General features: G+C 60.6%; 12 protein-coding genes. 8 read left to right on the plus strand and 4 right to left on the minus strand.

The features are described 5' to 3' along the window. The first annotated feature begins 94 nt into the window (after positions 1–94). From WNZ14_RS05635 to WNZ14_RS05660, 6 genes are all read left to right on the plus strand, one after another. Positions 95–448, plus strand: a complete 354-nt coding sequence (locus WNZ14_RS05635) for a hypothetical protein (RefSeq protein ID WP_342867610.1) — start codon at positions 95–97, stop codon at positions 446–448. A 200-nt stretch (positions 449–648) separates the two neighbouring features. Further along, positions 649–918 (plus strand): 30S ribosomal protein S15, encoded by a 270-nt coding sequence (rpsO, locus tag WNZ14_RS05640; RefSeq protein WP_290774628.1) that lies wholly within the window; start codon positions 649–651, stop codon positions 916–918. Between the two features lie 336 nt (positions 919–1,254). Beyond that, positions 1,255–3,375, plus strand: coding sequence for a polyribonucleotide nucleotidyltransferase (pnp, locus tag WNZ14_RS05645; protein WP_342867611.1), 2,121 nt, complete (start codon positions 1,255–1,257; stop codon positions 3,373–3,375). Between the two features lie 225 nt (positions 3,376–3,600). After that, positions 3,601–4,404: a helix-turn-helix transcriptional regulator gene (locus WNZ14_RS05650; RefSeq protein WP_342867612.1), complete on the plus strand. Its 804-nt coding sequence runs from the start codon at positions 3,601–3,603 to the stop codon at positions 4,402–4,404. Positions 4,405–4,537: 133 nt separating this feature from the next. Then, positions 4,538–7,720, plus strand: a complete 3,183-nt coding sequence (locus tag WNZ14_RS05655) for an autotransporter domain-containing protein (protein ID WP_342867613.1) — start codon at positions 4,538–4,540, stop codon at positions 7,718–7,720. Between the two features lie 97 nt (positions 7,721–7,817). Beyond that, positions 7,818–8,483, plus strand: coding sequence for a flavodoxin reductase (locus WNZ14_RS05660; protein WP_342867614.1), 666 nt, complete (start codon positions 7,818–7,820; stop codon positions 8,481–8,483). A 76-nt stretch (positions 8,484–8,559) separates the two neighbouring features. Here the strand turns inward: WNZ14_RS05660 and fabI are convergent, their stop codons facing one another. The 3 genes from fabI to fabA form a co-directional block, all read right to left on the minus strand. Further along, positions 8,560–9,375 (minus strand): enoyl-ACP reductase FabI, encoded by an 816-nt coding sequence (gene fabI, locus WNZ14_RS05665; RefSeq protein WP_342867615.1) that lies wholly within the window; start codon positions 9,373–9,375, stop codon positions 8,560–8,562. A gap of 5 nt (positions 9,376–9,380) precedes the next feature. Then, a complete protein-coding gene (gene fabB / locus WNZ14_RS05670) occupies positions 9,381–10,601 on the minus strand; it encodes a beta-ketoacyl-ACP synthase I (protein WP_342867616.1) in 1,221 nt (406 codons plus the stop codon). Between the two features lie 69 nt (positions 10,602–10,670). Beyond that, a complete protein-coding gene (gene fabA, locus WNZ14_RS05675; protein ID WP_342867617.1) occupies positions 10,671–11,186 on the minus strand; it encodes a 3-hydroxyacyl-[acyl-carrier-protein] dehydratase FabA in 516 nt (171 codons plus the stop codon). 235 nt (positions 11,187–11,421) lie between these two features. Here fabA and irrA point away from each other — a divergent pair, with 235 nt between their 5' ends. After that, positions 11,422–11,853, plus strand: coding sequence for an iron response transcriptional regulator IrrA (gene irrA / locus WNZ14_RS05680; RefSeq protein ID WP_342868518.1), 432 nt, complete (start codon positions 11,422–11,424; stop codon positions 11,851–11,853). A 191-nt stretch (positions 11,854–12,044) separates the two neighbouring features. After that, a complete protein-coding gene (ilvD, locus tag WNZ14_RS05685) occupies positions 12,045–13,877 on the plus strand; it encodes a dihydroxy-acid dehydratase (RefSeq protein WP_342867618.1) in 1,833 nt (610 codons plus the stop codon). 143 nt (positions 13,878–14,020) lie between these two features. Here the strand turns inward: ilvD and WNZ14_RS05690 are convergent, their stop codons facing one another. Then, positions 14,021–14,596: an SH3 domain-containing protein gene (locus WNZ14_RS05690; RefSeq protein WP_342867619.1), complete on the minus strand. Its 576-nt coding sequence runs from the start codon at positions 14,594–14,596 to the stop codon at positions 14,021–14,023. Positions 14,597–14,680: the final 84 nt, after the last annotated feature.

Raw genomic sequence — 14,680 nt, forward strand, 5'->3', positions numbered from 1 at the left:
CGGCTTGTGCCGAACCATTCCCCGTTGCACACTGATGTTTGATGGTTCCCGCCGCTGGTTCTGAGGCGAGGTATCAAGCTCGGGGGATGGGTCCATGAACAGAGGTTTGCTTGTTGCTGCGATCGCAGGCTTCACTGCGGCCATGCTGGGCGCTGTAACGCAGCCGGGAATGGCTCAATCACCCGGCTTCGATGCCGAGGGCTGTGGCTGGTACATCATTCTGGGGTGCACGAAAAGTCGCGCGGACGCCAAGCGCCAGCTGATCGAGCTCGGTGGCCCGATCGTCGGAGGCGGCGCCGGCTCGCGGGTGGTCAACACCACCGATATGGACGGTTTCAAAGACGGCTTCTACTGCGTCGCCGACGGACCTTACGGCTCGAAAGATGACGCCGGCTCGGTGGCCTGGATCGAGGCCATACCCGATGCCTACGTCAAGCGTGGCTGCTGAAACACGCAATCCCGCCCGATCCCGACACCGCCTCGCCGCGAGCGCAGCCGGGCTTCGCCACATTTCCCTTTCATTTCGGCGCTAATTGGCCTATAGCCCAGCCGTTATTGCAGGTTTTGCCTGCATGGCGCTTCGAGGCCCCTGCTGGACGACATCCCGGCAGAGGGCGCCAGATCCATCCAGAATGAAAGGATTTTACGATGTCGATTACTGCTGAGCGCAAGGCTGCGCTGATCGAAGAATACGCCACCAAGCCAGGCGACACCGGCTCACCGGAAGTCCAGGTTGCTATCCTGACCGAACGGATCAACAATCTGACCGGTCACTTCAAGGACAACAAGAAGGACAACCACTCACGCCGCGGGCTGTTGAAGATGGTGTCCACGCGTCGCTCCCTGCTTGATTATGTCAAGCGGAAGGAAGAAGCGCGTTACACTGCGCTGATCGCCCGTCTGGGCATCCGTCGCTAAACTGCTTTTCGGCGGGCGGGGCGCTCTGCTCCGCCCGCCGAAACCATTCTCCGGTCCCGTCGATCGAACTGCCGGGACCATGGCGCCGCGGTGCGCGCCATCAGGCCAAACCGGTCGGAACACAGCACCGAAACCGTTCTGATGCCCGGGCATTCCGGTTCAGGACACTCAAAATAGCCTGTCATGGGGCAGGATTGCCGGATGCTTTCGCCGCTCGTTACTGCGGCCCCTCAAAGCCTCCCGCTGTCTTGCCCGAGATGCGCTCAACAAACGGGATAGTGAAGTGCGCGGCCGAAAAGCGGCCGGGCCCACATGCCCGCATACGAAGGACAAGACATGTTCGATACCCACAAGGTCGAGATTGAATGGGGCGGTCGTCCGCTCACTCTGGAAACAGGCAAGGTTGCACGTCAGGCTGATGGCGCCGTCATCGCCAGCTACGGCGAAACCACCGTGCTCGCCACAGTCGTTTCCGCCAAGTCGCCGAAGCCCGGCCAGGATTTCTTTCCGCTGACCGTCAACTACCAGGAAAAGACCTACGCAGCCGGCAAGATCCCCGGTGGCTATTTCAAGCGCGAAGGCCGCCCGAGCGAGAACGAGACGCTGACGTCGCGTCTCATTGACCGCCCGCTGCGCCCGCTGTTTCCTGAAGGCTACAAGAACGACACCCAGATCATCATCACCGTTCTGCAGCATGATCTGGAAAACAACCCCGACATCCTGGCGCTCGTTGCAGCGTCAGCAGCGCTCACCATCTCGGGCATCCCGTTCATGGGCCCGATCGCTGGCGCCCGCGTCGGTTACATCAACGGCGAGTACATGCTCAACCCGCATGTTGACGAAATGCCGGAATCCTCGCTCGACCTCATCGTCGCAGGCACCTCGGACGCCGTCCTGATGGTCGAATCCGAAGCCAAGGAACTGGGCGAAGAAGTCATGCTCGGCGCCGTGATGTTCGGCCACAAGTCCATGCAGCCGGTCATCGACGCGATCATCAAGCTCGCTGAAGCTGCTGCGAAAGAGCCGCGCGATTTCACCGCTCCCGACAATTCGGGCCTCGAAGGCGAAATGCTCGCCATGTGCGAAGCCGGTCTCCGCGACGCATACAAGAACACCGACAAGGCTGCCCGCTACGCGGCAATCGACGCGGTCAAGGCAACGGTCAAGGCACACTTTGCTCCGGCTGAGGGCGAAGAGCCCCGCTTCACCAGTGAAGTCATCGGCGCAGTCTTCAAGTCGCTGCAGGCCAAGGTCGTCCGCGGCGCCATCCTCGACACCAAGAGCCGCATCGATGGCCGCGATCTGTCGACCGTGCGTCCGATCGTCTCCGAAGTGGGCCTGCTGCCGCGCACCCACGGCTCGGCCCTGTTCACCCGTGGCGAGACCCAGGCGATCGTTGTCGCCACGCTCGGCACCGGCGAAGACGAGCAGTATGTCGACAGCCTGACGGGGACCTACAAGGCCACCTTCATGCTGCACTACAACTTCCCGCCCTACTCGGTCGGTGAGACAGGCCGCACCGGGTCGCCCGGTCGCCGCGAAATCGGCCACGGCAAGCTCGCATGGCGCGCCATCCACCCGATGATGCCGTCTGCTGACCAGTTCCCCTACACGCTGCGTGTGGTCTCGGAAATCACCGAATCCAACGGCTCCTCGTCGATGGCAACCGTCTGCGGCACCTCGCTCGCGCTGATGGATGCCGGCGTGCCGCTGGCAAAGCCTGTTGCGGGTATCGCCATGGGCCTGATCAAGGAAGGCGAAAATTTCGCAGTCCTGTCCGACATCCTGGGTGACGAAGATCACTTGGGCGACATGGACTTCAAGGTCGCGGGCACTTCCGACGGCATCACCGCTTTGCAGATGGACATCAAGATCGATGGCATCACCGAGGAAATCATGCAGATCGCGCTTGGCCAGGCCAAGGACGGTCGCTTGCACATCCTGGGTGAAATGGGCAACGCTCTCACCGAGAGCCGTGGCCAGTTGGGCGAATTCGCTCCGCGCATCGAAGTCATGAACATCCCGGTCGACAAGATCCGTGACGTCATCGGCACCGGTGGCAAGATCATCCGCGAAATCGTCGAGAAGACCGGCGCCAAGATCAACATCGACGACGACGGCACCATCAAGATCGCCTCGTCCTCGGGCAAGGAAATCGAGGCCGCCAAGAAGTGGATCCACTCGATCGTCGCCGAGCCTGAAGTTGGCGTGATCTATGAAGGCACCGTCGTCAAGGTCGCCGATTTCGGCGCCTTCGTGAACTTCTTCGGTCCCAAGGACGGTCTTGTTCACATCTCGCAGCTGGCAGCCGAACGCGTCGCCAAGACCGCGGATGTGGTCAAGGAAGGCCAGAAGGTCTGGGTCAAGCTCTTGGGCTTTGATGAACGCGGCAAGGTCCGCCTGTCGATGAAGGTCGTCGACCAGGAAACCGGCAAGGAAGTCGAAGGCGGCGAATAAGTCCCACGACTTGATGGCTTGGGCGTTTGACCGCCTGAGGCTGACGAATTGAAAAAGCCCCCGGATTGAAAGATCCGGGGGCTTTTGTTTGAACCGTTGTCTGATGATCTGAAGCCAAATTGCGGTTTACGGTGCGGGCCATACACCATGCAAAACTCCGGAATTTCTCTGTCTGAGGCAAGATCGGGATTGTGCTCCGCGCAGTCTTTGAACTACGTAGTTTGCATGCTTTCCGACCTGCCGAATGCCGACGAAATTTACGCTCTCTGGAATGAGCTGGCAGATTTTGATGCCGGCGACATCTGGGCGTCCCGCTCTTATCTTCTCAAAACAGTCTGCGATTTGATCGACGCCCAGAATGCGGACTGGATCGGCTGCGTCCGGCTCGGGTCGAGCGATAGCCGTGACCCGATGAAAGGCTGGCGTCCACTCACGCGTTTCACTTTGATACCGTCCAGGAATACCAGCCAGGCCATTGATGAGGCCTTCGCCGAAATGGAGAAGGGGGAACCGGATATCACCACCGCTCGCAATGTTGAGTTGGCGGGCACGTTCCGGGTTTTGCTCCTGAGCGAGTTGGCGACCCCGGGCTGGTTCGATGGACCTTCCTACCAGCGCTTCTATCGGGCGCTTGACCGTAAGGATTCCATTTGGGCCGGAATTCCGATCAATGAGGACGCGGAAATCCAGATCGGCTTTCACCGTGGCTTCGACAAACCGGCCTTCTCCGAGAAAGACAAGGCTTTCGTCGTTCACGCCCTGCGGGGGCTCCGCTGGTTCTTCAAGCATCAAATGCTCGGGGAAGGCGCAGGTGTTGCATCGTCTCCCCTGACCACGACCGAGCAAGTGGTGCTTCAGGGCCTGTTGCTGGGCCTGACGGAAAGGCAGATCGCGGAACAAAACAGCCAGAGCCCGCATACCACCCACGATCACGTCAAGCGGATATTCCGTAAATACGGCGTGTCCAGCCGCTCTGCGCTGATGGCGCTTTGGTTGGGTAAGGGATTGATTTCAAAAAAGAACCCCTGAACAGGGGATACACAAGACGACCTTCAGGCGGCACAAGCTTGTTCCGGAACATGACTTGCACCCGAAGCGACGCCTGCTCGGCACCGCTCTTCGACAAGAGCGTTCCATAGTTAAATTCTGATGGAGCGCTTCCGTGCGTAAAGGCCAAGTAACAAAAGCAGCAGTTGAGAGTTCAGCGCTTACCCAACCCGGTGAAAGGGAGCGCAGCAAGCGTGCTACCCATGTTGCGCAAACTTTCCGCGCCCGTCTGCTGCTCACAACTGCGCTGACGGCAAATCTTGCCCTTCTTCTGCTTGCGATTGAGCCGGCTCTGGCGGCGGATATCGTCGGCGACCAGACTGTGATCGGCCCTGATGCGCCCGGAAGCGGTACCCTCGGCAATCCATACAGCTACGGCGGTGAACTGAATATCGGCGGGACAGCCGGCAACGGCAGCGTGACAGTCACTGCGGGTGGTATCGTGTCGTCGGCGGGTAGGTTAAGCACTTACATTGGACGTTTTTCCGGCAATGAGGGGGCTGTTACCGTCTCTGGAGCCAACAGCAGCTGGACCACATCGGGTGATATATATCTCGGACTTAACTCAGCCACGGGGACGCTCACCGTCTCGAACGGCGGAGCAGTAACTGCCGATTATGTCAGTATCGGCGGACTTTCCGGTACAGGTCACGTCTATCTGGACGGTGGCTCTCTCTCTACGACCAGCAGAGTGGCAATCGGCGTAAACGGCACTGGCTTTTTGACGCTTTCCGGCGGTTCCACTTTGACTGTTGTATCCGGCACTGGAACCATCAGGGTCGCAGAAAATATTGGTGACAATGGAACGCTGAATATCGGAGCGGCGGCGGGCGACACCGCTGTGGCGGCAGGTACCATCAATGCCGCAAATATTCGGCTCAGAGGCAGCTCCAGCAAGATAGTTTTCAATCATACCGGAACGGATTATGTGCTCGATGAAGACATCTTTGGCGATGGCACCATTGAACATTACGCCGGCACCACGATCCTGACCGGTGCCAACACCAACTCCGGCAGCACGACGATTTTTGGCGGCACCCTGCAAATTGGCAACGGCGGCACCACTGGAAGCTTTGGCGGCAATATCACCAACAATGCCGCTCTGATTTTCAATCGCAGCGATGCCCTGGCGTATGCTGGCGATATGTCTGGCACTGGCTCGCTGACCAAATCGGGTGCGGGCACGCTGACGTTGACCGGGACGAACACCCATACCGGCGGCACCACGATTTCCGCCGGAACGCTGCAGATCGGCGACGGCGGTACATCAGGAAGCATCAGCGGCGACATTACCAACAACGCCGCGCTCGCCTTCAACCGCTCCGATGCCCTGGCCTATGCTGGCGACATATCCGGCACCGGGTCGCTGGCCAAGTCCGGTGCGGGCACGTTGACGCTCAGCGGCACCAATACCTATACTGGCGGAACGACGGTTGAGGTCGGTACATTGCGGGCTGGCTCGGCTGGCGCATTCGCAGCGAATACGGCCTTTACGGTCAATGGCGGCACGCTCGATCTCAACGGGCATGATCTCACGATGTCGGCGCTTTCCGGCACCGGCGGAACCGTTGCGCTGGGCACTGCGGGGCTCACGGTGAACCAGTCGGGCACCACCAGCTATGGCGGCGCCATCTCCGGCGCGGGGTCGCTGACCAAGTCAGGCGCAGGCACGTTGACCCTGACCGGGGCGAACACCCATACCGGTGGCACAACAGTTTCTGGCGGCAGGCTTGTGGTCAACGGCAGCATCGGCGCCTTTACCTTGAATGGTGGCACCTTGGGCGGATCAGGCACGGTCGGCAGCTTTACCGCGAATTCCGGCAGCACGATTGCGCCGGGCAATTCCATCGGCACGCTCAATGTCGCCGGCAATACCAGCTTCGCCTCCGGCTCCACCTATGCCGTCGAGGTCGACAGCGCCGGGAATTCTGACATGATCGCCGCCACCGGCTCGGTCACCATCGATAATGGCGCAACAGTCAGCGTTTCGGCGGAAAACGGCACCGACAATGGTTCCACCTATGCCGCTTCCACCACCTACACGATCATAACCGCAGGCACGGGTGTCACCGGCACCTTTGGCTCGGTAAGCGAGAATTTTGCCTTTCTCGATGCTGCCCTCGGCTACAGCGCCAGCGCTGTGACCCTGACATTGACCCGCAATGCATCGAGCTTCGCTTCAGCGGGCAACACGCCAAATCAACGGGCGGTCGCCAACGGCGTGAGCAGCCTGACCGCCGGCAATGCGGTTTACGACGCAGTCGTCGGGCTCAGCGAGGCCAGCGCCCGCGCCGCCTTCGACAGTTTGTCGGGAGAAATTTACGCGTCCACCACGGGCAGGTTCATCCAGGACAGCCACTTTGCCCGCGACGCTGCCAGCAACCGCATTCGCAGCGCGTTCGAAGGTCTTGCCACAGGCGAAGTGCCGATGATCGCTGACAACGGCACCGGTCAAGCGCGGAATTTCGGCGGCGGAGCCGTCGTTTGGGGGCAGGCCTATGGCAGCTGGGGCAACACCAAGGGCAACGGCAACGCCGCCACTATAGGGCACAGCACCGGTGGCCTTTTCTTCGGGGCCGACGCGGAACTCTTCGACGGCTGGCGCGGCGGGCTGATGGCCGGATACGGCAACGCCGGCTTCAGCGTCGATCCCCGGTCATCCTCGGGCAATGCCGACAGCTACACGTTTGGCGCCTATGCAGGCGGAAAGGTCGGCGCGCTCGGTGTGCGGCTGGGGGCCACCTACGCGCTGCACGATGTCTCGACCAGCCGCAATGTGACAGTCGGCACGCTCAGCAACGCATTAAGCGCAGACTATACTGCGTCCACCTCGCAGGTCTTCGGCGAGGCAGGGTATTCATTCAATACGCCGCTTGCCCGGTTTGAGCCCTTCGCCGGCTTCGCCCTGGTCCATCAGCGCAGTGGCGCTTTTACCGAGAGCGGCGGCGCGGCAGCACTCTCCGTCGCCTCGGCAATGCAGACCCTCGGGTTCACCACCCTAGGCCTGCGCGGCGAGCGACAGGTGGCTGCTGGCGAGAGTTACACCGCCTCGATTAGAGGCTCCCTCGGCTGGTCCCATCTGATTGGCGATTCCGACCCGTCCTCGACAATGTGGTTGGCCGACGGAAAAGCGTTCCGGGTTTCCGGCCTCCCTCTTGAGCGCGACACCGCGCAGATCGAGGCCGGATTGAAGCTTGACTTCGACAATGGTGCAAGCTTCAACATCAATTATCAAGGCGGCCTCGGTGCCAAGTCGCAAAGCCACACAGTCGCTGCCAGGTTTTCAAAGTCCTTCTGAGCCAGCGGCGACAGTACTTGGCTGATATCCGCTTTCCCCGGAACAATTCTCCTGCCCAATGCATTGGCCCTGCAACACCAATGTAGGAGCACAGTCCATGAGCCATACGCTAGCCATCACAAAGATCGTCGACGTCACCCACGATGTCCGCCAGTTCACCTTCGAAAAGCCCGACGGCTTTGAGTTCACGCCAGGGCAGGCGGCGGAGGTGGGTATCGACAAGGACGGCTACCGCGATGCGGACAATCCCTTTACCTTCACAGCCCTGCCCGAATGGGACGAGCTGCAGTTCACCATCAAGATTTACCCTGAGCATGATGGGCTTACCCAGCAGATCGGCAAGATGAGCGTCGGCGACAGCTTCATCGTTGGTGATCCCTGGGGCACGATTGAGTACAAGGGCAAGGGCACCTTCATCGCTGGCGGCGCCGGCGTCACCCCCTTCATCGCCATTCTGCGCATGCTCAAGGAGCGCGGCGAACTCTCGGGCCACCGGCTGATCTTCGCCAACAAGACCGAGGCCGACATCATTCTCAAGGACGAGTTTGACGCGATGGACGGGCTTGAGGTGATCTATGTGCTGAGCGCTGAGGACAAGGGCGGGTACGAACGTGGCCGCGTCGACAAGGCGATGCTCCAACGCCTGGTCGGCAACACCTCGCAGCACTTTTATGTCTGTGGCCCCGATCCGATGATCGAAAGCGTGAATGCTGCCCTCAAGGAGCTCGGCGCCGAGCCCGATGCTCTGGTGTTTGAGGAGTAGCCACTTGCACGCCCCCAACAAAAAGCCCCGGATTTCGAAATCCGGGGCTTTTTGATTTTCGACCTGGCCTGAGGCTCTAGGCTTGTTCGGTATCCGTCCGCTTCAGCTCCTCGCCAATCGGCATCGAGGTGATGTTGAAGCCTGAATCCACGTAGTGGATTTCGCCGGTTACGCCCGACGAGAGGTCCGAGAGCAGATAGAGTGCCGATTTGCCGACATCGTCGATGTCGACGGTGCGGCGCAGCGGCGCGTTCTTTTTCTGGTAGTTGAACATGGCGCGTGCGTCGCCAATGCCCGCGCCAGCAAGCGTCCGCACCGGGCCTGCCGAGATGGCATTGACGCGGATGCCATCCTGGCCGTAGTCGGCCGCCAGATAGCGAACCATGGCTTCAAGCGCCGCCTTTGCGACGCCCATCACGTTGTAGTTCGGCATAACCCGCATCGAGCCGCCATAGGTCAGCGTCAGGATAGAGCCGCCTTCGCTCATCAGCGGAGCCGCGCGCTGCGCCACTTCCGTGAACGAATAGGCCGAGATCACCATGGTGCGGGAGAAATTGGCCCGCGTGGTGACATCCGCATAGCGGCCCTTGAGCTCGCTCTTGTCGGAAAAGCCGATGGCGTGGACGACGAAATCGATCGTGCCCCATTCCGCTTTCAGCGTCTCGAACACCGCGTCCACCGTGGCCACGTCCTCGACATCGCAAGGCAGTACCAGCTTGGAGCCAACGCTTTCCGCCAATGGCTTTACCCGCCGGCCGAAGCCTTCGCCCTGATAAGTGAACGCCAGTTCCGCACCGGCCTCTGCCAGCTGCTTGGCGATGCCCCAGGCAATCGAGTGATCATTGGCGACGCCCATAATGAGGCCGCGCTTGCCCTTCATAATACCAGTCATGCCCATCACCCGTTGTGACGCTGGAAGACGAGCGTCGCGTTTGTGCCGCCAAAGCCGAACGAGTTCGACAGAACCGTATCGATCTTGGCGTTGTCGATGCGCGAGCGCACGATCGGCACGCCATCGAATTCCGGGTCAATCTCGGTGATGTGTGCGCTCTCGCCGATGAAGTTCTCCTTCATCATCAGAAGCGAGTAGATCGCCTCTTGAACACCAGTGGCACCGAGCGAATGACCGGTCAGTGACTTGGTCGACTGCACATGCGGCATGTCGTTGCCAAACACTTCGCGGATCGCGCCGATTTCCTTGGAATCGCCTACCGGCGTCGAGGTGCCGTGGGTGTTGATGTAGTCGACCCGGCCCTTGACCGTGGAAAGCGCCTGCCGCATGCAGCGAATGGCGCCTTCGCCTGACGGCGCTACCATGTCGTAGCCGTCAGATGTCGCGCCATACCCTGTCAGTTCGCCATAGATCTTGGCGCCGCGGGCTTTTGCGTGCTCGAGTTCTTCCAACACCAGCACGCCTGCGCCACCGGCAATGACGAAGCCGTCGCGAGTGACGTCATAGGCGCGGGATGCGGTCGAGGCCTGGTCGTTGAATTTGGACGACATCGCGCCCATCGCATCGAACAGGTTGGACATGGTCCAGTCGAGATCTTCGTGGCCGCCGGCAAACATCATGTCCTGCTTGCCCCACTGGATCATTTCCGCCGCGTTGCCGATGCAGTGCGCCGAAGTCGAGCAAGCCGACGAAATCGAATAGTTGACGCCGTGGATCTTGAACCAGGTCGCAAGCGTGGCCGAGGCGGTCGAGGACATTGCCTTGGGCACCGCGAACGGGCCGATGCGCTTCGGGCTGCCATTCTTGCGGGTAATGTCGGCGGCGTCGATCAGGGTCCGTGTCGACGGTCCGCCCGAGCCCATAACGATACCAGTGCGCTCGTGGCTGATCTCAGCCTCTTCAAGGCCTGCATCCTCGATCGCCTGCTTCATGGCGACATGGTTCCAGGCGCCGCCGCGCGACAGAAAGCGCATGGCGCGGCGATCGACCATATCGGTCGGGTCCAGCGTCGGCGCGCCCCAGACCTGGCTTCTGAAGCCATGCTCGGCGAAGTCTTCGCTGAAGCTGATGCCTGATTTGGCCTGGCGAAGCGATTCGGTCACTTCATCCGCGGTGTTGCCGATAGAGGATACGATCCCCATGCCTGTCACGACGACTCGTCTCATGTGCTGCCCTTTCTTGTAGAGGGTCCTGAAATTTCCGGGCGCGTCATTCACGCGCCATAAACGGGAGTGTCAGGCGGTTTTGTCCTTAGCAAGGCCGACCTTCAGATCCGAGGCGTTGTAGATCGTTTCGCCATCGGCCTTGAGCCAGCCATCGGCGATGCCCAGCACCAGCCGTCCGCGCATCACCCGCTTGAAGTCGATGCCGTACTCAAGCTTCTTGACCTCAGGCGTCACCATGCCCTTGAACTTCACTTCGCCGGTCGACAGCGCCATGCCGCGACCCTGTTCGCCGAGCCAGCCGAGATAGAAGCCGGTCAACTGCCACATGCCGTCAAGTCCGAGACAGCCGGGCATCACCGGGTTGCCCTTGAAGTGGCAGGGGAAGAACCACAGATCCGGGGTGATGTCGAATTCGGCGCGAAGGTAGCCCTTGTCGAATGCGCCGCCGGTTTCCGAAATGTCTGTGATCCTGTGCACCATCAGCATCGGCGGCAGAGGCAGCTGTGCATTTCCGGGTCCGAAAAGCTCACCTTCCGCACATTTCAGGATCTCTTCGTATGTGTAGCTCGATTGCCTGTCGACCATGAAAAAAGCGTCTCCTCGTTCGCCGTCTTTCCGCGCGGCGTAAATTAGTGATGTGCAAACTAGCACACGCCCACGCCTTGGCGAAGCCAACCCGCGCGGCACCCCCGAATACCGGATGAGGCATTCAAGTGAAAGGGGTGACGTCGCGGAAAGTGGATTTCACAGCTCTATTGAAAGCAATGCCCACAAAAGATATATGAAACAAATGAAATCCAACGATCGGACGCCGTCGAACATGCCTGGTGCGCACAGATCCAAATCAGCCGACCGCGAATCGGCCTTGCGCCTGCGCGGAGCAGGGCTTCGCCCGACGCGTCAACGTGTGGCGCTCGCGGATCTGTTGTTTGCCAAGGGCGACCGCCATCTGACCGCAGAGGAACTGCACGAGGAGGCCGTCGTCGTCGGCGTGCCCTGTTCGCTGGCGACCGTCTACAACACGCTTCACCAGTTCACCGAAGCCGGCCTGCTGCGTGTGCTGTCGCTTGAAACCGCCAAGACCTATTTCGACACCAATGTTTCTGACCACCATCATTTCGTGGTGGAGGGATCAAACAGCGTGCTCGATATCCCGATCGGCAACATTTCGGTCAGCGATCTGCCCGAAGCGCCCGAAGGCATGGAAATTACCCATGTCGACGTGGTCATCCGCGTCCGCCCCAAGCGCTGACACCACAACAGCCGGCAACAACCGAATGCAGGCTTCCCCGACAATGGGAATGCTTCGCTTACGGACCAGACGTCTGTTTTGATCTGATCGCTCTGGAAATGTCGCCGATTTCCCATTACTAGCATCCCTGCACTGTGAGGCGCCCTGGCGCGCGGAGCAGATAGTGTTTCGGGAGCCCAGGAGGAAGCCACATGCCGTCCTATCGTTCGAGAACATCCACCCATGGCCGCAACATGGCAGGTGCCCGCGGCCTCTGGCGCGCCACCGGCATGAGAGACGGCGATTTCGGCAAGCCGATCATTGCGGTGGTCAACTCCTTCACCCAGTTCGTGCCTGGCCACGTCCACCTCAAGGATCTGGGCCAGCTTGTTGCCGGCGAAATCGAAAAGGCCGGCGGCGTTGCCAAGGAATTCAACACCATCGCCGTCGATGACGGTATAGCCATGGGTCATGACGGCATGCTCTACTCGCTGCCATCGCGTGAGCTGATCGCCGATTCCGTTGAATACATGGTCAATGCACACTGTGCCGATGCGATGGTCTGCATCTCCAATTGCGACAAGATCACGCCTGGCATGCTGATGGCGGCAATGCGGCTCAACATTCCCGTAGTCTTCGTCTCCGGCGGCCCGATGGAAGCCGGCAAGGTCATTCTGGAAGATGGCACCGAGAAGGCGCTCGATCTGGTCGATGCCATGGTCGCAGCTGCCGATGACAGTATCAGCGATGCAGATGTTGCCTCGATCGAACGCTCGGCCTGCCCGACCTGCGGCTCCTGCTCGGGCATGTTCACCGCCAATTCGATGAACTGCCTGGCCGAGGCCATGGGGCTGGCACTGCCGGGCAATGGCTCGACACTCGCCACCCATTCCGACCGCGAACGCCTGTTCCGTGAAGCCGGACGCACCATCGTTGGCCTCGCCAGGCAGCATTACGAGGGCGATGACGCAAGCGTGCTGCCGCGCTCCATTGCCTCGTTTGAAGCCTTTGAAAACGCCATGACGCTCGATATCGCCATGGGCGGCTCCACCAACACCGTGCTGCATCTGCTCGCCATCGCCCATGAGGGCGAGGTCGATTTCACCATGGCCGACATTGATCGCCTTTCGCGCAAGGTGCCGGTCCTGTGCAAGGTCGCGCCCGCGAAAAGCGACGTGCACATGGAAGATGTCCACCGCGCCGGCGGCATCATGGCGATCCTGGGCGAATTGGACCGGGCCGGGCTGCTGACCACATCCGTTGGAAGCATCCATGAAAAGACATTGAAGGATGCGCTCAAGAAGTGGGATGTGGTCCAGTCAACCGACGAAGCCGTGCATGATTTTTACCGCGCGGCACCAGGCGGCGTCCCCACCCAGACAGCGTTTTCGCAGTCCCGCCGCTATGAAAGTGTCGATCTCGACCGCACCAGTGGCGTCATCCGCAATGCCGAGAATGCATTTTCGAAAGATGGTGGCCTTGCCGTTCTGTTCGGCAATCTGGCCGAGGACGGCTGCATCGTCAAAACCGCAGGCGTCGACGAATCGATCCTGAAATTCTCAGGCCCAGCGAAAATCTTTGAAAGCCAGGATGACGCCGTCTCGGACATCCTGACCGGCAAGGTCAAGCCCGGCGAGGTAGTTCTGATCCGCTACGAGGGACCGCGCGGCGGCCCCGGCATGCAGGAAATGCTCTATCCGACCAGCTATCTCAAATCCAAGGGATTGGGCAAAGCCTGTGCGCTTGTCACCGACGGCCGCTTTTCGGGCGGATCTTCGGGCCTCTCGATCGGCCACGTCTCTCCGGAAGCTGCTGAAGGCGGCACCATCGGTCTGGTCGAAACCGGCGATCTCATCGAGATCGATATTCCTGGCCGCAGCATCCATCTGGCCGTTGACGAGGCAACGCTTGCGGAACGTCGCGCCAAGCGCGAGGCGGAAGGCTGGCAGCCTTCCAAGCCACGCAAACGCGCCATCTCGACCGCGCTCAAGGCCTATGCCTCGATGACAAGCAGTGCCTCAAAGGGTGCTGTGCGCATTCTTTAAAGTCGAGGCACGCTGATCGCTGCATGCGCCCTGAGCGCAGCGGCGGGATGGATGGCAAACTCGGTTATGATTTGGATTCAGGCGCGGGCAGACTGCGCCTGAATGGCAATGCGCCCTCTATCCGATGAAACTGCGCGAAAAGATTACTTGAAGGCTTCGCCAGGGTAGGCGCCCCAGATTTCGTTCTGCTGCACCCATCCGCTGGTGCCTGCGGTCTGGGCTTCGCACCAGTCGCCGTTGCAGGCGTTGACCACAACCACCACGCCGGGCTCGAGCCGCGCGACGACGTCTGCGTTGCTGCGGGCTTCGCGATGCATGTCGATGAAATCATCTTTTGCTTCGCCCATTTTCCAGGGAGCGGTGATCGCCGTGCGTTCTCCCGACAGAAGCGACTGATAGACCCAGCCCTCTGTGCCCTCGGCGTCACGCACCCGGCGCCAGTTGTCATATTCCTGGATCACTTCCATCGGGACACCGGACTTGGTGTAAAGCCAGGCCACCGCATAATCCTGGCCCGGGCCGACGCGAAGATTGACCCGCTTGGCCTTGAGGCTGACAAACCGGGGCAGGGGCAAACCGCTTGGGCCTTTTGTCGCGGCCTGTGCATGGGCAACGAGGCCGGCATCTGGCCCGATGCCCAGCCCTGTGCCAAGCAAGGGACTTGCCGTCAGCCCGGCAAGGGCCAGGCAGGTTGCGGAGAAAAGGGAAAGGCGACGCATGACTTACACCTTTTGGGTTGGGGCGCCAGGAGGTCGGCGCCGCTCTAATTCTGGTTCCAGGCCCGTGTTTCTGGCGACTCCGGC

Source organism: Hoeflea sp. AS60, assembly GCF_038900115.1.
Lineage (GTDB): Bacteria > Pseudomonadota > Alphaproteobacteria > Rhizobiales > Rhizobiaceae > Hoeflea.

Excerpts from the sequence above, each read along its gene's own strand:
- WNZ14_RS05690 (WP_342867619.1), bottom strand. The coding sequence starts at position 14,596 with ATGCGTCGCCTTTCCCTTTTCTCCGCAACCTGCCTGGCCCTTGCCGGG.
- pnp (WP_342867611.1), top strand. The coding sequence starts at position 1,255 with ATGTTCGATACCCACAAGGTCGAGATTGAATGGGGCGGTCGTCCGCTC.
- WNZ14_RS05660 (WP_342867614.1), top strand. The coding sequence starts at position 7,818 with ATGAGCCATACGCTAGCCATCACAAAGATCGTCGACGTCACCCACGAT.
- ilvD (WP_342867618.1), top strand. The coding sequence starts at position 12,045 with ATGCCGTCCTATCGTTCGAGAACATCCACCCATGGCCGCAACATGGCA.
- WNZ14_RS05650 (WP_342867612.1), top strand. The coding sequence starts at position 3,601 with ATGCTTTCCGACCTGCCGAATGCCGACGAAATTTACGCTCTCTGGAAT.
- fabI (WP_342867615.1), bottom strand. The coding sequence starts at position 9,375 with ATGACTGGTATTATGAAGGGCAAGCGCGGCCTCATTATGGGCGTCGCC.
- rpsO (WP_290774628.1), top strand. The coding sequence starts at position 649 with ATGTCGATTACTGCTGAGCGCAAGGCTGCGCTGATCGAAGAATACGCC.
- fabA (WP_342867617.1), bottom strand. The coding sequence starts at position 11,186 with ATGGTCGACAGGCAATCGAGCTACACATACGAAGAGATCCTGAAATGT.
- WNZ14_RS05635 (WP_342867610.1), top strand. The coding sequence starts at position 95 with ATGAACAGAGGTTTGCTTGTTGCTGCGATCGCAGGCTTCACTGCGGCC.
- irrA (WP_342868518.1), top strand. The coding sequence starts at position 11,422 with ATGCCTGGTGCGCACAGATCCAAATCAGCCGACCGCGAATCGGCCTTG.
- fabB (WP_342867616.1), bottom strand. The coding sequence starts at position 10,601 with ATGAGACGAGTCGTCGTGACAGGCATGGGGATCGTATCCTCTATCGGC.